18 protein-coding genes are annotated in these 16,308 nt (G+C 57.5%); 4 read left to right on the forward strand and 14 right to left on the reverse strand.

Features of this window, described 5'->3' with window-relative positions; genetic code table 11:
* Positions 1 to 6 precede the first annotated feature (6 nt).
* The 10 genes from A462_RS15565 to A462_RS15520 all read right to left on the reverse strand — a co-directional run bounded on the left by A462_RS15565 (position 7) and on the right by A462_RS15520 (position 10,095).
* Positions 7 to 483, reverse strand: coding sequence for a glycosyltransferase (locus A462_RS15565; RefSeq protein ID WP_003211352.1), 477 nt, complete (start codon positions 481 to 483; stop codon positions 7 to 9).
* Positions 484 to 939: a hypothetical protein gene (locus A462_RS15560; RefSeq protein ID WP_023658755.1), complete on the reverse strand. Its 456-nt coding sequence runs from the start codon at positions 937 to 939 to the stop codon at positions 484 to 486.
* A 35-nt stretch (positions 940 to 974) separates the two neighbouring features.
* Positions 975 to 1,937 carry a hypothetical protein gene (locus A462_RS15555; protein WP_008435460.1) on the reverse strand — a complete coding sequence of 321 codons (963 nt, stop codon included), beginning with the start codon at positions 1,935 to 1,937 and terminating at the stop codon, positions 975 to 977.
* Positions 1,938 to 1,991: 54 nt separating this feature from the next.
* Positions 1,992 to 2,534 carry an acyltransferase gene (locus A462_RS15550; protein ID WP_008435461.1) on the reverse strand — a complete coding sequence of 181 codons (543 nt, stop codon included), beginning with the start codon at positions 2,532 to 2,534 and terminating at the stop codon, positions 1,992 to 1,994.
* Positions 2,535 to 3,380: a polysaccharide lyase gene (locus A462_RS15545; protein WP_238544237.1), complete on the reverse strand. Its 846-nt coding sequence runs from the start codon at positions 3,378 to 3,380 to the stop codon at positions 2,535 to 2,537.
* A gap of 18 nt (positions 3,381 to 3,398) precedes the next feature.
* The gene (locus A462_RS15540; protein WP_083853213.1) at positions 3,399 to 4,550 is read right to left on the reverse strand and encodes a polysaccharide pyruvyl transferase family protein; all 1,152 of its coding nucleotides are present in this window, start codon (positions 4,548 to 4,550) and stop codon (positions 3,399 to 3,401) included.
* A complete protein-coding gene (locus A462_RS15535; RefSeq protein WP_008435475.1) occupies positions 4,547 to 6,007 on the reverse strand; it encodes an oligosaccharide flippase family protein in 1,461 nt (486 codons plus the stop codon). Before A462_RS15535 ends, A462_RS15540 begins: the two co-directional genes overlap by 4 nt.
* Positions 6,004 to 7,275 (reverse strand): DUF6369 family protein, encoded by a 1,272-nt coding sequence (locus A462_RS15530; RefSeq protein WP_008435476.1) that lies wholly within the window; start codon positions 7,273 to 7,275, stop codon positions 6,004 to 6,006. The genes A462_RS15535 and A462_RS15530 overlap by 4 nt, the downstream gene beginning before the upstream one ends.
* 105 nt (positions 7,276 to 7,380) lie before the next feature.
* Complete coding sequence (locus A462_RS15525) at positions 7,381 to 9,609, reverse strand: polysaccharide biosynthesis tyrosine autokinase (RefSeq protein ID WP_008435478.1); 2,229 nt, start codon at positions 9,607 to 9,609, stop codon at positions 7,381 to 7,383.
* 45 nt (positions 9,610 to 9,654) lie between these two features.
* On the reverse strand, positions 9,655 to 10,095 hold the full coding sequence (locus A462_RS15520; protein WP_032899408.1) for a low molecular weight protein-tyrosine-phosphatase: 441 nt from the start codon (positions 10,093 to 10,095) through the stop codon (positions 9,655 to 9,657).
* Positions 10,096 to 10,327: 232 nt separating this feature from the next.
* Here A462_RS15520 and rfaH point away from each other — a divergent pair, with 232 nt between their 5' ends.
* From rfaH to A462_RS15505, 3 genes are all read left to right on the forward strand, one after another.
* Complete coding sequence (gene rfaH, locus A462_RS15515) at positions 10,328 to 10,837, forward strand: transcription/translation regulatory transformer protein RfaH (protein ID WP_003211330.1); 510 nt, start codon at positions 10,328 to 10,330, stop codon at positions 10,835 to 10,837.
* Between the two features lie 120 nt (positions 10,838 to 10,957).
* Positions 10,958 to 11,266: a hypothetical protein gene (locus tag A462_RS15510; protein WP_023658750.1), complete on the forward strand. Its 309-nt coding sequence runs from the start codon at positions 10,958 to 10,960 to the stop codon at positions 11,264 to 11,266.
* A complete protein-coding gene (locus A462_RS15505; protein ID WP_003211325.1) occupies positions 11,263 to 11,610 on the forward strand; it encodes a hypothetical protein in 348 nt (115 codons plus the stop codon). The genes A462_RS15510 and A462_RS15505 overlap by 4 nt, the downstream gene beginning before the upstream one ends.
* On the opposite strand, the gene A462_RS15500 is transcribed toward A462_RS15505, so the two are convergent.
* From A462_RS15500 to A462_RS15485, 4 genes are all read right to left on the reverse strand, one after another.
* The gene (locus A462_RS15500) at positions 11,562 to 12,185 is read right to left on the reverse strand and encodes a hypothetical protein (RefSeq protein ID WP_008435482.1); all 624 of its coding nucleotides are present in this window, start codon (positions 12,183 to 12,185) and stop codon (positions 11,562 to 11,564) included. The two genes, A462_RS15505 and A462_RS15500, sit on opposite strands and share 49 nt — an antisense overlap.
* 69 nt (positions 12,186 to 12,254) lie before the next feature.
* Entirely contained in the window at positions 12,255 to 13,244 is a 990-nt protein-coding gene (locus A462_RS15495; protein ID WP_008435483.1) for an ABC transporter substrate-binding protein, read from the reverse strand.
* Positions 13,237 to 14,004, reverse strand: a complete 768-nt coding sequence (locus A462_RS15490; protein WP_008435484.1) for an ABC transporter ATP-binding protein — start codon at positions 14,002 to 14,004, stop codon at positions 13,237 to 13,239. Before A462_RS15490 ends, A462_RS15495 begins: the two co-directional genes overlap by 8 nt.
* A gap of 1 nt (position 14,005) precedes the next feature.
* Positions 14,006 to 14,869 carry an ABC transporter permease gene (locus tag A462_RS15485; RefSeq protein ID WP_003211316.1) on the reverse strand — a complete coding sequence of 288 codons (864 nt, stop codon included), beginning with the start codon at positions 14,867 to 14,869 and terminating at the stop codon, positions 14,006 to 14,008.
* A 250-nt stretch (positions 14,870 to 15,119) separates the two neighbouring features.
* Between A462_RS15485 and A462_RS15480 the strand changes: the two genes are divergently transcribed.
* The gene (locus tag A462_RS15480; RefSeq protein ID WP_008435485.1) at positions 15,120 to 16,208 is read left to right on the forward strand and encodes an LLM class flavin-dependent oxidoreductase; all 1,089 of its coding nucleotides are present in this window, start codon (positions 15,120 to 15,122) and stop codon (positions 16,206 to 16,208) included.
* Positions 16,209 to 16,308: the final 100 nt, after the last annotated feature.

A 16,308-nucleotide genomic window follows, 5' to 3' on the forward strand; every position in this document is an offset into this window, starting at 1 on the left:
CGAAACTTAAGAAGTGAATGACTTCACATAACTGATCAAGCGGTCCCTTTCGGTAAAGTCCAGTGAACTTTCGGCACTGCTGTAGTTAAGCGCCGAATCAATCGCCGAAAAGAACGCATCTTTATCATGGGCGATAAACACAGAGGGAAGGTCTGAAAAGTTTTCGGCGGTGTCGTACTGGTGATTATTGATGTGTTCACCGCGCCGACTGTCGCGCGGGACAATAACAATCGGTTTGCCCAGTTCAAGGGAGCGAATGATATTGCCCATGCCCGCATGGGAAACAATCACCTTTGACGCATTGAAGTTTTTGGAAAACAGCGGCTCGGCGATGGTCTTGTAAGCCGTAATGCGCCCCAGGTCATTTTCGTTATTGCCCACCTGGGCAACAATCGGGACCTGCGGGTTTGCATGACTCCACTCATGCAAGTAGCCGAGCATTCTTTCAAAGGGTGCTTGAGTGCCAACGCTGCAAAATATCATTTATACAATCCTCCCTTTATATTGGGCCCGGCTGTTTTGCGACAGCGTGGGCCACTGGGTCAGCAACTCATCGACAAAATACACAGCGATCCTGCCGGACAACGAGAGCTTCTTGGGATTGGCAATGCTGTCGATCCACAGGGTCTTTTTGCCCATCAGTTTTCCCGCGACCAGCCCCAGCAACCCCGGTGCCGCCCCGGTGGAGATCACGTACCTGGCCTTGCTGCGGTAAACGATCGCAAAGATCTGGCAAAAGCCCTTGATGATCTTCAGCGGTTCACTGCGATTAAAGTCCGGGACTTGCGCGAAGGCATGGGTTGGATACTGCGAGCCAATGCTGATATCAACGGTGGCGATGGTAACTTTTTGACCGTCGAAGGCAGGCAGCAACTTGCTCATTTGTACCCAGTGCCCACCTCCAGAACAAATCAATAAAACATCACTTGATTGACTCATGACGGTTCCCTTCCTGTCAGGTGTAATAGACATCATTAAATAGTGGCGGCAGTTCTTAACAGTTGGGCCTGGCCTTTCCAGCGGGTTATTCGCTTGGCTTTGAGCAAGGCCGATTTCTCTTTATAGGTTTCTTGATTGGCGATGAGCTGCGCGACGCCGGCCTTGATGGACAGCGGGTCCAGGGTGTCGACAAACACCGCCGCCTCGGAAAACAACGAGCGCAGTACCGTGGTATTCGAAAGCGCCATCGGCCTGCCGGCGCTGACCGCTTCGTTGGCCACGCTCAGTTGGACGTTGTCGCGGGTGGTCAGGCCGAGCACCACATTCGCGTGGCACAGCAGCTGTTCAAAGGTCGCCTTGCTGAGGAAGCCGGTCAGCTTGATGTTCTCGGGGAGTGACGCCACGAGTTCCTCGGAGAGCTTGCCCTGATGCTTGCCGGTGATCAGGAAGTCGACACCGGGCATTTCCCGGGCGGCGTTGATCACGATCTCGATCGGTTCATCGATATCAAACGAGCACGGAAACAGTACATAGGGTGTCTCGCGCTCACTGGCGGGCGCCGCGTGAAAGTCACACGGCAAGTCTTCCAGGATAAAGATATTGGTGTCATTGACGCCCAGGCCGGCCAACTCTTCTTTGACTTTAAAATTATGAACGACGACGGCATCGATTCTATTCAACAGCGCTACCGTGCCCGGAAAGCCTATCCATTGTTTGCGCAACAGGCTGTTGTGGGCATCGGCGATAATCTTCAGCCGGCGGTTGAATATAAACTTGTAGGCCAGTGCTATATGCAATACCGGGCTCGGCGGCAACTGCACCCACAGCACGTCAGGCGAACCGGCCAACAGGGTCTTCAGGGTTTTAAACGACTTGATCAAGTAATCCAGCGGCCGCGCGGATTTCTTCTTGAACTGGTTGGGCAGATGCAGAATGTCATACGCCCAGTATTGCTTCATGGTATCGGCGCGTCGTTGATAGCCAATCCATGCAATCATTAATGATTTCACGTCAGAGTCCTGCATAAATAAAGGTGGGGCCAGTGAGATTGCTTACACTGCAAACCAGATCGGAAAGTCGGCGTTGTATCGAATGGTGTTGTTTCTGAAGCGGATATGTTTGGCCGGATTGCCACCCACGATCGAATACGCTGCAACGTTGCGCGTGACCACACTGCCCGGATAAACAACCGCGCCTGTTCCGATGGTGACGCCTGGCATCACCATCACATTGGGAAAGATCCAGGCATTGTCTTCAATCAACACCGGCTTCCCCACCAGGCCACTCATGGGGTCATCAATATCGTGGCCCAGCGTATAAATCCGGGTGTTATGGGAAATATTGACGTTGTCGCCGATGCGGATGCCCGCCCGGTTATCCAGGTAGCAGTCGTAATTGACCGTGCAGTTTTTCCCGACCGAGAAGTTGCCGAAGGAGAAAAACACCACGTTGCGGTGGATCGTGGTCCGGGCGCCCACCCGGCATCCGGTTGCCCGGAGCAACGCGCGTCGCAGATTGAAAAACAACGCCAGGCTGAGCAGCGTATTGAACAGCGCAACAGCGGCCTTCTTGATGTTCAGTTTCAGGTTCTTCATCTACTCGCCCTGCCCTGAAGTATCCGTTACGCGCTGTGAACTCATCACAAAATTCCTGAAGCGGATATTGGTACTCACCGGCGTGGCGAAAGACGGGTTATTGCCACCGAAGAACGTCGAAAACAGCAAGCCGTCGATGGTGATCTCCGGCGTGTCTCTAAACGTCAGCCCGGTTTCCGAGTGCACCAGCTGGTTGTCGTACCAAATGGAAATCACACCGTCGGCCTGCCCCGGCGTATTCAACTTCACCAGTTGCTCCAACTTGTGCCATTGCCCCACCGTAAAGATCCAGGAACCCAACCCGACTGCCGTGCCCCAGGTTTTACTGGTGGGCAAATACGCGTAAATGGCGCCGGCGCCCTTTTCTTTCCAGATGTAGCGCGTGGAAAAGCCGTCATGGCCGTTCGGTATCTTGCCGCCCGTATTGCCGGTGCCACCGTAGAGGCCCGGGAGCTTGCCGCCTTTTACAAAGTCGAAATTCCTGTCGAACTTCAACTCATAGGTCAGTACCAGGCATTCCCTGCCCGGTTGCGGCAGTGGGGATTTGAATTCAATGCCGCCGTAGGGCAACCCGAGGCGCACCATCGAACCCGGGTCATAGGAGCCGGCCGGAAAATGCACGGCAATGTCCTTGATCTTTTGGCTGTAGGCCTTGTTCGTCAGGTTGGCCCTGCCCTTGATGCTGCTTTGCGCCTGGGGCCCGTCGGCCATCTGCGAAATGTCCGGCAGTGACGGGTAGATGTTCTTGATGCCTGGCTCGCAACGGTCGTTCAACTCAGATGCGCCGCTGGCAGCCACCTGCAGGGCGCACGCCACAATGAGTAGCGTCGAGGCTGTCTTTTTCACGTCGGTTGCCCCTCCACTTTATTTTTCATCGACCCATTTCAAAAAGTCGTCGACCGCTTTTTGCGCAAGGGAAGAACGCTGGGCGATCTCCTGCTTGAGGTGCTCGGCCATTTGCGCCTTGGATTGCCGGAATTCGCTGATGGTGGCCTTGATCACCTCAGGGTCTGGGGTGCTGACCAGCCGGGTGCCCTGCGGCAGCATTTCATGGACTTTTTTCAGCTTGTTTTCGATTTCAACCGCGATGGTGGGAAAGCCCAGGGAAGCCGGCAGCAGTACACCGTGTGCACGGGCGCTGATGATCACGTCGGACTCGACGATCAGTTTCGCCATGAAGGTTTCGGGCGTATCGCCCGCCGCGTCCCAGCACAACCATTCGAACCTGTGGTACTTGTCGATCAGGTGCTGGTCACGTTCCTTGTACAGCGAGACCATGCGTACCTGCTCGCCACGCTTGGCGAGCTCATCCGCGGCCTGGACCATCGCCTTGATGAACTGTTGCCCGTTCGCGTCATGGGGCCAGTCGCGCAGGATGAAGGACAGGTACTTGCCCTTCTTGAGGCTGCCGACCTCCAGGTCTTTGCTGGAGATCCACAGGTCGGAAAGCAGGCTGGGGTCGGTGTACACCTCGACGTCGGACTTTCCGAAGGCTTTGCAATGCTGCTGGCTGGTACCGTCCCGCACGGAAATGTAGTCACAGCGATTGATCACGCTGACGGCGCGGGTCAGCAGCTTGCCGCCGCCATCGAAGGGGCCCAGGCCAATGCAGAACGCTGCCAGGCGCCGGTGGAAATAGATCCTGTCGACACCACCGCGCAACCCGACATACAAACGCAGAAGCGTGGACTTCAGGTCGGTCTGCGCCTTGATGCTCTTGCACAGCTTCGCCACGATGCCTTTGTTGGCAGCCGCCTCTTTGGCCGGTGGGATAAACGAGAAGAACTGGCCCCCACCGCCCAACACCACCAGGTCAGCCTTGACCGGCTCCTTGATGTGCAGCCACTTGATACGCGGGTTGAAGTTCCTGGCGATCTGCGGATGATCGACACCCACCGCTATATCCGATTCCTTAAAGCGTTTTTTCAGAATATTGATCACGCATAGCATTAATACGTCATCACCCAAATTACCAGGACCGTATGCCCCCCGGATATATACTTTGCTGACATTCATGCTGGGCTTCCATTTTCCACGGGGTCATTAAACACGGCATTCAAGGCAAACGTTGTTGCGAGAATGTAGATAAATATCAGCGCCATGATCATTAATCGATACAGCACACTTTCGACATAGGCGCCTGATATGAAACTGATGAAAGGCAATGTCCACAAGATCAGGATCCTGGGAGATACGAGCAACTCCAGAGGTAATATCTTCTTGTAGACGAAATACGGCAGTCCCAGCAGGAAGTGAATAAACTGCGAACCGATAAATGCCTTGGCAATCCCGATTGCACCTTCTTCCCGAAGCCACAGTGCTCCGGCAATGAATAACACTCCCCATAGAATGTTACTCATCACACTGAACCAGGCCAGGTTCATCACGATCATCTTTCTTGAAATACCGGACTTGAATGCACTGAGCAGCGAACCCAGGATTACCAGGACTAATGTCACTTCAAAATCCCGCCCCAGGAAACTGCTGCCATACAGTTTGGCCAGCAACTCGGGGAACATGATCACCGGCTGTATGATCACCAACACCACCAGCCAGCCCGACAGAAAGTTCAAGGCGTCCAACTTGCGGCTTTTACCGCCCAGCGCGGCGGCCAGCATCGGCACCAGCACAGAGCCCAACACCACGGAAACATGGGAAAAGATCGCGTTCCATTGCATCGCGGCGGCGTACATGCCCAATGCGGCAAGGCCGTTAGTTGTTTCCGCCAGCAACTTGTTGGCGAACCAGTTCATCGGGGCGACCATCAACCCCGTCAGCAATACCGGCAGGCCAACCGACAGCACTGCGTGCTTTTCAGTCATTGCACCTTTGAAACTCAGCGTGGTATTTCGGGCCTTCAAAGTCTTCCAGCAGGCCAGTGCGCTGAAGAACACGATCAGCAATTGAGAACCGGCCAAGCCCAGCAGCGCACCATTGAGTCGCAACTGCAGGGTCAGGAAGTACGTCGCCGGAATCGCGACAATCGCAATGATTCCGTTGATGGTCGCGATTGTCCGGTATTGGCCCCAACCGGTCAGGCAGCCCTGGGTCCATCCTGACAGGATAATCAACGTGATGGTGCTCAATACGATCAGCGATGCAGCGCTGAGGCTGTCTGCCCCCAGGATAACGCTGGAGAAAAAGTGCGGGAAAAACAGCGCTGTCCCGATGATCATCCCGCTGAACACAACCGAGAACAGCAGCGTCAGCGCAATGCCCCTGCCGGTCTTCTCGGGACAGGTCTCCTTGAACTGCCCGATATGCTTGGCCGTCGCCGTGGTGGTGGCTTGGGCGGCGACGTTGGCAAGCATCACAATCGCGCTCTGGATCAAGCCATACTCGCCAAACGATTGCGCACCCAATACCCGGGCAACCAGGATGCCGGTGATGACCACCGACACTTTGGTGGCCACGGCAGAAACGAAACTCCATGCCGTACTGGACACGAACTTTTTCAACAGTGTGCTGTTCATCCGGCATTCACCTGCAAGGGTGTGGTTATCAGCGGCTGGCCAGGCTTGAGGATCTTTTTGCGTTGCCTGGCGGTGTGTTCGGAACAGACCCGCAGCACAATCGCGCCATACGCGATACCGATGGCGTACGGCTGATAAGGCGTGGCCGAGACAACGAACATCACCCCCAGAAAGATGGCGATCGAAACCGCCACCCGGCTGTTCATGTGCTGGGTAATCGAGGTAATGAACACGTACAGCAAGTACACGCCGATCAGCCCGTACTTAACGAAGTAGGTTAGGTAGGCACTGTCGATATTCGAGTTCTTGTCATCGAGGCCACGGTACTCGAACCAGGGAATCTCGAACGGCGTGCCCGCGCCCAGTCCCACAAAGTAATGCAACGGGTTCATGCCGCGGATCAACTCCAGCGCCGGGCTGAAGCGTGTGGCCAATTGGGCGGCCATGCCTTCGGACGACAAACCATCATTGATTCGATCAGCCCCGATCATATTGCTGATGCCAATGAACGCCATCAGCACCACCGCCCCGGCCAGGGCAACGCCTATCATGCGGGCCGGCCGGGTGTATTGGTGAATGATGATCGCCGCAAACACCGAGACAAAGATGAAGCGAGAGTTGGCAATGAACAAACAGATGAATGAAGTGGCCAGGCAAATGCTTGCGAGCTTTTTCCTGTGTTCGAACAGCCGTGGGTCTATGAAGTAATAAATCAGATAGGCCACGGCGGCGTACGTACCGCCGTCCAGGTAGCGGTAGGCGTTTTCTTCATAGTAGACGTCTTGAAACTTGTACAAGCCCAAGCGTAACCAGGCAATGTCCAGCACATTGAAGGCGGTCATCGCGATCAATAGCAGGAGCACTGTCTGCAACTTCAGCGTTTTTGCGGCAAGGGTCGCGATGTTCGAGAGCACGATAAATGACAGGATCATTATAAACGGCCGAACATCCTTCAACAGGTACTTGTTCGAGGACTCCAGCAGGCCGCAGGCGAGTAACACCACATACAGCCCGCACCCAAAAAGCAGGCCGCCTGGCACCGTCAATTGTTTCTTCTGTGTAGCCACCTGCCGGATCAGCAGTGCGCCCAGCCCGCCGACGATATAAAAGTCAAAGAAGTAGATACCCTTGAGCGAGATTATTTCGCTGTAGGAGTTACCCGTGGGAATAACAGCCAGCATTATCCCGAACACTACGATTGAGTATTTTGGATTTTTCGCCGCGAGCAAACCCGCTGACAGCGCGATAAGGGATAACAGGTAAAACATGGCTGGGTATTCTTTATGCTGATTTGAATTTGGCACGCTACCGCCCCAGGATTTTTCGTTCATTTCCTGAAAACGTGACCTCTATCCTGCAATTACAGTGGTGAATCAGCTCCGATCAGCCTGGTATTCGTACTGGTAATACCCGTAGTTGCCGTAGCCATATTTGGCCGACGCTTTCTTTTCAACGCCGTTGAAGATCGCGCCTCTGAGCACGATGCCGTTCTGGGCAAATCGGCGCATGGTGTGCTCGATCTCTTTTGCCGGGTTCAAACCATAGCGGGTGACGATCAGGTTAGTCCCCGATTGCCGTCCCACGATGGCTGCGTCGGTCACGGCCAAGAGCGGTGGCGTATCCAGAATCACCAGGTCATACCGTTCGCTGACCTGCGCCAACAGCTCGGTCAGGTTGCGGTGCATCAGCAGCTCGGAAGGATTCGGCGGTATTTGCCCGCGGCTGATGATGTCGAGGTTTTCAATGCCGGTTTTGTGGATGGCGGATTCAAGGGTGCATTGATTGGAGAGGATGTCGGAAAGCCCATCCTTGGCCGGCACACCCAGCACTTTGTGCAGGTAGCCCCGTCGCATATCCACGTCAATCAACAACACGCGCTGCCCGGTTTGCGCGATGACCGCCGCCAGGTTCACCGAGACAAAGGTTTTACCCACCTCGGGGCTGGGGCCGGAAATCATGATCCGGTTATTCGGCGCCTCGAGCATCGCGAAGTGCAAACTGGTGCGCAAACTGCGCAAGGCCTCCACTGCCAGGTCCGTGGGGTGACTGATGGCCAGCAATGAAGAACCGGCATCGGCACGCCCACGCCCGCGGCTGATTTTGTCTTCTTCGACCTTTTGCAGCGTGCTGTACGGAATCGACGCGTACACCGGCAAGCCCAGTTGCTCGATGGCCTCGGGGCTTTCCAGGCCACGGTTCAGCGCCTTGCGCAGCAGCACCAGCGTCACCGCCAGGAAGCCGCCCAGCAGCGTCGCGATCAGCACGATGAGGATCTTTTTCGGCTTGATCGGCTTGAAGAAATTGACGTCTGCGGTGTCGATCAGGCGCACGTTGCCCACGGTGCCCGCGCGCATCACATCGAGTTCCTGGGACTTGTTGAGCAACTGGGTGTAAATGGCCGTGCCGACCTCGACATCCCGGGTGAGGCTCAGCAGTTCCTGCTGGGTGGAAGGCAGGCTCTCGACCCGGCTCGCCAGGCTCTGCTGCTTGCTGGTCAGCTCGCCGATCTGGGTCAGCAATGCGCGATACGCGGGATGCTGGCGGGTGAACTTGCGGTCCATCTCGGCCTGTTGCAGCTTCAGCTCGGAGATGCTGGTATCGAGGCCCACGATCTGGTCGAGAATCGCCTTGGTTTCCAGGGTGATGTCCACCGACTTGCTGCGGGTCTGGTATTCATTCAAGGCCTTCCCGGCTTTTTCCAGGTCCTTCTTGACCTCCGGCAGTTGCTCCTTGAGAAACGCCAGGCTTTGCGCCGCCTCAGCCGAGGTGCGCTCCACGTTCTGCCGCACGTAGATCGCCGCGATCTGATTGAGGATTTTGATCGCCTGGTCCGGCTCGGTGCTTTCCAGCGCCAGGCCGATCATGCCCGACTCCTTCCCTCGCTCGACCACATCCAGGTTCTCCTGATAGTCGAGGATGCTGGTCAGTCGCGCATTGCGGATCACCCGGAAACGCGTGCCGGGCTTGGCGCGCAGTTCTTCAATCTGGAATGCCACGCCATTTTGCTCGAACGGCTGCCCGGCCTCGCCGGCCGCCAGCACCTGGTCATCTTCATCCACCAGGGTGTAGTGCGCGTTTTCACCCACGGTCAGGGTCAGCTTCTTGCCCAATTGCCCGTCGGGCAGGTCCAGCTTGAAGATCTTCAGCGACTCGCCGCCCCAGGCGAAGCTGTCCAGGCCCAGCAGCGGCTCGGCGATTGCACCGGGGTTGGCCTTCTGGAAGCGGCGCGCCAGGAACTCACCCACTACCGGGAAGTACATCGGCTGTACGACGATATCGAGTTTCAGGTTGTCGACGGTTTTGCCAATCACGTAGCGGGACTGGATCAGCTCGATCTCGGTGGCCGACGGCGACTCCTTGCCCAGCATCCCGCCGATGTCCGAGAAGCCCAGCAAGTCGTTCTTTTTCGCTTCGACCTGCAGCAGGGCATTCGCCTGGTAGACCGGGGTTGCCAGCACCGCATAGGCGGCGCCAGTGACCATAAAGGCACCGGTCACCGCAGCGATCAGCCATTTATGGTCGATCAGTGTTCCAAACAGACCGAGGAGATCAATCTCCCCGTTATCGTCTTCCTGTACGGTGACTGCTGGCGTTTGCTGCATAAGTCGGATTCTTAGCCTTTATTTCGATTCAAAAAGTAGTGGCGATCAGCGTGCAAGACGCTGCGCCCATGCGTTTACAGCTTCTTCGATCAACGCATAAGCGTGCACAAACGCGGCCTTGCCTTGACGGTACGGGTCGCTGATCTCTCGCTCGTTTTGCCATTTGCCCAGCAGCAAGACCTTGCCTCGTGCCTCGGGCGCCATGCTGAGTACGGCATTGATGTGCTGTCGTTCCATGACCAGGATCAGGTCGGCTTCACTGATCGCCTGTGGCGCCAACTGGGTGGCCTGGTGCTTGTCGGCCGGATGACCGTGGGCTTCGAGTACCGCACGGGCGGTGGTTTCAATCGGCTTGCCGACCAACGCGGCAATACCTGCAGAACTGATCTTGATATCGGAGCACGGGAGTGCGCCACGCAAAAGACTTTCCGCGGTGGGACTACGGCAAATATTGCCAATACAGACAATCAACACTCTTTTAAACAAGGCACTATCCCCGGGCCATCCATTACCCCATGAAGCAACCTCTTCAACTTTATTACTTCACGGCAGTATTTATTAACACGTAACCCTTACTTCCCCCAAAATTATCTCCGGACGAAAAATAACAACCACCGCCTTCAACCCGACAATTTATAACATTCATTACTTCGTCACTCCCATCGGCTTTAAATTACAGCCTTGTCACGTATCGCCTTATATAGGAAGAGGAACTCCCATGAGCGCAAATGCCAACAAAGCCTGGTACCTGGTCCAGTGCAAATCCCGGCAGGACGAGCGCGCCGAGGAGCACCTCCAGCGCCAGGGCTATACCTGCTTCCGGTCTACCTATAAACGCGAACGGCTGTTGAAGGGCCAGCGCAGGACCACCCGTGAATCGTTGTTTCCCGGCTATCTGTTTATTCAAATGAGCCAGCAGGACAGCTGGAGCTCACTGCGCTCGACCCGCGGTGTGTCGCGGGTGGTGGCATTCGGCGCGCACCCGTTGCCCATCAGCGACACGCTGGTGGACGAACTCCAGGAGCGCGACCACCAGGCCGTGGTGAGCGCCCTGTTGCAGCCCGGCGAAAGCGTGCGCATCAATGAAGGGCCGTTTGCCGAACTTGAAGCGGTCTTCCTGGCCATGGACGGTGAGGAACGTGTGGTGTTGCTGATGAACTTCCTGCAACGGGAACAACGCATCAACTTGCCATTGGCAGAAATCAGCCGAGTGCAAAGAAGTGACTGATAGCGGCGCTGAACAGACAAGAAATAACATTCAACTTAATAACAGACTAAAAATAACATCCGCTTACTTTTTCACCTCTTGAGAATAAAGTAATACGTGAATTAACAGCGAGGGACGGCCATGAAAAGTTCAAAGCTATTGGTAGAGCGTATCGGCCTGTTTCCTTCTTCGGGAAACATTCACGTCAAGGTTAATAGTTCAACCACCGTTGTAGAACGCATGCAGGTGTTATACGCCGGCCATTCCCTGGACAGTGACGAATCCTGTACCGGGCTTTCAATGGTGTTCGCCGACTGGCGCTTCAAGTTGCAGGTGAGCAATCCCCTGTCCATCTGCCTGTGCGTGGAGAGCCGCGGCGACAGCCACCTGATGCAAATGAAGACGGCCGAACTATTGGCGAATATTTCCTGCACCGAGGAGCGGCCATGAGCATTTATGAGGATCTGAAACGGGCCTACGCCTTGAAAAGGCTGACGAACACGTTTGAAGGTTTCGTGGGCCTGGCACCGCACGAACAACTGCCGGCGGAGCAATATGCGCGCAACACCCGGATCATGTCCCACTGGCTGGATCAGTTGCGCGGCATCTCACCGCAGGACATAACCGACACGCTGTTCAAGCAGATGAAGCGTTCGCAGCGCCGTGGCGATGCCCGGCGCTTCAATTGCCAGACGGTGCTGCTGGAGCTGCTGGTGGAAAGTAACCTGGCCCTGGACCTGGCCACTTACTCGGCGTTCAACTGCATGGAAGAGGTCCGCCAGGAAGGCTCCTGATGGGCCTGGTCGGCACCTGATACGGCCACTGCCACATGGTTGAGCAGCTTCTCGGCGTTGTACTTGGGTGCCATCGCACTTAACAACAGGATCACCATTCCCCCCCCGATCAACGATGGGGAAACCCGCACTTCCACCACCTCAAGGCGCCATAGAAACGCCAGTGCCGCCATGCCGCCCAAAAAGCCACCGGCCAGTGCTTCGTTGAGTGGGTGAATATAGGGTGCCACGCAATAGGCACTGAACCAGCCGGCGATCAACATCCCGGCGATAGCTGCGGGCCAGCGCCACTCGGGGTTGACCCGGCGCGCCACCAGGCTCATCGCCACGGGCACCATCAACGACGTATTCATGGCGTGACCGCTGAGCACCGCAATATCCAGCTGCTGGAGCGCCACGCCCCAGCCCTTGAACAGCAACTTGCTGAACGCCACGATGGAATAGGTGCAGGCGATGGTCATCAGCCACCACTTGACCGCCTGGGGCCGGGAATACCAGAGCCAGACGGCGATCACCACTGCGGCCGGAATCATGACGGTGATACCGCCATATTGCGCCAGTTCTTCCCGTATCAAGTGCTGTTCCCTACCCGCAAGTTTTTCCCGGCCCCATGAGACCTCAGGTCCGGGCAAAACACAACGACTTCAGGGCGCGCCAGCCAGCGATTGCGGCGAAAACACCTCGGTATCCGTCAGTTTCCGTACCTCTACCCGGTGCGGGAAAATCTTCTTTTCCACAAACAAATCATCCACCTGCTGCAACGCCTGCACATCCCGCTCCTCTACCGGCAGCAGCGACTCATCACCCCATGTGCGCAGCAACTGTGAAACCTTGAGCGGGATATCGTTGACCGTGGCAAACACCCGTGCGTATTCCTCGGGGTTCTGCTGCGCCCATTCAAAAGCCTTGGCGAACCGCTGCAAAACGTCACGCAACGCCTGGCGCTTGAGCGGGTCGCTGAGCACTTCATCGGACGCGGTAATAAACGTCAGGCCGGTATTGATGCCCTCCCCGCTGATCAGCACCCGCGCGCCCTGCTGTTCGGCGAACGCCTGGTACACCCCGAAGGTCGCCCAGGCTTCGATCTTGCCGGCGTTGAACGCAGGTAATGCATCGGTGGGCAGCACGAAGCCGACGTTGACGTCCTTTTCATCCACGCCGGCATTCGCCAGGGCGCGGATCAGCAGGTACTGGGAAATGCTCCCACGGGCCGACGACACCACCACATTGCGTCCTTTCAGATCGGCCACGCTGTGGATCGGTGAATCGGGCGGCACCAGGATCGCAATGCTGCGCGCCTGACTGCGGCGCACCGCAACGATACGCAGCGGCGTGCCTCCGGTGGCAGCCGCCAGCACCGGCGTATCCCCGGCCGGGCCGAGGTCCACGGCGCCGGCGCGCAAGGCCTCGAACAGCGGCGCGGCGCCCTGGAAGTTGGCCCACTGGACCTTGTAGTCGATGCCATCCAGGGCGTGGGCGGCCTCCACCACCGTACGCAAGCCCTTGGCCTGGTCACCGAGGATCAGGGTCACACCCGACAAATCCGATGCAGACTTCGGCGCTTCAGCGGCTTTGTCGCAACCGCCCATCAGCAGTGCAGCCGCCAACAGGCAAAGGGTTCTGAATTCAACCATGGGCAAACCGCCTGACGCTGGCGTTCGCAGGCTGGGCGGCCGGGGCGTCCACTTCAACCCCCAACAGGCTCAGCAAGCGCGCGCGAATCGCCTGGAAACCGTCCTGGCCGGTATCCCGTGCACGGGGCAGGTCGATGCGCAGTTGCTCGGCAATCTTGCCCTCCGCCAGCACGATCACGCGGTCGGCCAGCAGGATCGCTTCGTCGACGTCGTGGGTCACCAGCAACACGGCCGGCGTGTGTTTGCGCCAGAGCTCGATGATCAGGCGATGCATCTTAATACGGGTCAGCGCATCCAGCGCGGCGAAGGGTTCGTCGAGCAACAGCAGCTTGGGCTCGCGCACCAGGCCGCGAGCCAATGCCACGCGCTGGGCCTCGCCGCCGGAGAGGGTCGCCGGGTACGCCTCCAGCCGATGGGCCAGCCCGACTTCCGTCAACGCCTGCACCGCACGGGCCTTGGCGTCGGGAACCCGCAGGCCGAGAATCACGTTTTTCCAGGCGCGCTTCCACGGCATCAGGCGCGGCTCCTGGAACACCGCCGCCCGGGCCTTGGGCACGCGCAACTGGCCGCTGTCGATGCTGTCCAGGCCCGCGAGGCTGCGCAGCAAGGTGGTCTTGCCGGAACCGCTGGCGCCCAGCAACGCAACGAACTCCCCCGGGGCGATATCCAGGTCCAGGCCGTCGATGACCCGCTGCTGGCCGAACTGGCGCACCACATTGCGCAACTGCACCGGTGCTGTTGAAGCTTCGAGAATCGACATGTCAGTTCCTCACAAACGATGGGCGCCAGGCCAGGGCAAAACGTTCCAGGGTGCGGATCAAGCCGTCGATCAGCAGGCCCAGCACGCTATAGATCAATAGGCAGATCACGATCACGTCGGTGCGCATGAAGTCCCGCGCATCACTGGCCAGGTAGCCGATACCGGCGGTGGTGTTGATTTGCTCGACAAACACCAGGGCCAGCCAGGAGATGCCCAGGGAATAGCGCAGGCCGACAAAAAACGAAGGCAACGAGCCCGGCAGGATCACGTGCCAGATCAGCTCGCGACGGTTGAGGCCGAGGGTGTTGGCGGCCTCGATCAGTTTGGGGTCGATGTTGCGGATGCCGGCGAACAGGTTGAGGTACACCGGAAAGGTGGTGCCGGTAACGATAAGTGCGATTTTGGTGAACTCGCCGATGCCAAACCAGAGGATGAACAACGGCACCAGTGCCAGGGAAGGAATGGTGCGCAGCATCTGCATCGGTGAGTCGAGGATTACCTCGCCGCGCTTCGACAGGCCGGTGATCAACGCGGCCACCACCCCGATACTCACGCCGATGCTCAAGCCCAGCAGCGCCCGTTGCAGGGACACCAGCAGGTGCTTGCCCAGCTCTCCGGAGACGATCATTGCCCACAGGGTGCCGCCAATCTGAGAAGGCGCGGCGATGATCCGTGCCGGGATCAAGCCCAGCTCGGAGGCCAGTTCCCACAGCAACAGCAACACAATCGGGCTGACCAGCCGCAGCAACACATCGGGGGTGCGCCAGTTGCGCAGCCAGCGCGGAATCAAGCGGGATGCAACGCCGGCTTGACCCTCGGCCTTGTCGACGGAAAACGAACTGGCGTTAAGGGACTTTTCAGTCATCGGGCTTCCTTCCTCATCAAGAACACGGCCAGGAGCGCCGCTGCGGTTTCATGCTATTCGCATAAAAAACCTCAGTGAAATTCTATTTGGGAATAACCTAATACGATTAAAATGCGCATTACTGATAACTATCTAAAACTATGATTCTGTATTTTTATAATTAGGATAGAACCAATCGGCATTTTACAGGCTCGGGTGCGGCCCCTATTTTCGATAGCAGCTTTATTCCTGCCCTCAACAAGGACTGACCATGAGCATCGAATTTATCGGCTATATCGGCGGCCACCACGCCTCCGAGATCCACCCTCGCAGCGGCCCGACCTTGCAGCCCGACTACGTGGAGACCGTGGCCCGCGCCCACGAAGAGGCCGGCTTCGACCGCGCGCTGGTGGCCTTCCATTCCAACAGCCCGGACAGTACGTTGATCGCTGCCCATGCGGCCAGCGTGACGAAAAAGCTGCAGTTCCTGATTGCCCACCGGCCCGGCTTCGTCCAACCCACCCTCGCTGCGCGGCAGTTCGCCACGCTGGATGTGTTCAACGGCGGGCGCACCGCGGTGCACATCATCACCGGCGGCGACGACCGTGAACTGCGGGCCGATGGCAGTCATATCGACAAGGATGAGCGTTATGCGCGCACCGACGAGTACTTGAGCGTGGTGCGGCAGGAATGGACCAGTGAAAAGCCCTTCGACCATCACGGCACCTACTACCGGTACGAGGGTGCGTTTTCGACGGTGAAGTCGCCGCAGCAGCCGCATATACCGTTGTATTTTGGCGGGTCTTCAGCGGCGGCCATTGCGGTGGCAGGCAAGCATGCGGATGTGTATGCGCTGTGGGGTGAGACCTACGAGCAGGTGAAGGAAGTAGTCACACAGGTGCGGGCTGAGGCGGCCAGGCATGGGCGTACGGTTCGCTTCAGTTTGTCGTTGCGGCCGATTCTGGCAGAGACTGAAGCGCTGGCTTGGGAGCGTGCGGATCGCATCCTGGAGCAGGCGACGGCGTTGGCTGAGAAGAATGGGTTTGTGAGGCGTGAACCGCCGAATGAGGGGTCGCGGCGGCTGTTGGCGGCGGCGGCCCAGGGGTCGCGGTTGGATAAGCGGTTGTGGACCGGGATTGCGGGGTTGCTGGGGGCCCAGGGTAACTCTACTTCTTTGGTGGGTACTGCGGATCAGGTGGCCGAGGCTCTGCTCGACTATTACGACCTGGGTATCACGACCTTTTTGATTCGTGGGTTTGATCCGCTGAATGATGCTATTGATTACGGGAAGAGGCTGATTCCGCTGACTCGGCAGTTGGTGGCTGAGCGGGAGCGCCAGGCGGCTGGAAAAGTGGCCTGAGGGAGGGGGACCGAGTACATATCCGTTTCTTCGGTAACGGCGGCTTATGGTTCCGCTCTTACAGCGGGTCACTTTTGGCAAACGCCCGGAATGCCGGCCC

It is taken from the genome of Pseudomonas sp. Ag1 (genome assembly GCF_000278565.1).
In the GTDB taxonomy this organism is placed as follows: domain Bacteria; phylum Pseudomonadota; class Gammaproteobacteria; order Pseudomonadales; family Pseudomonadaceae; genus Aquipseudomonas.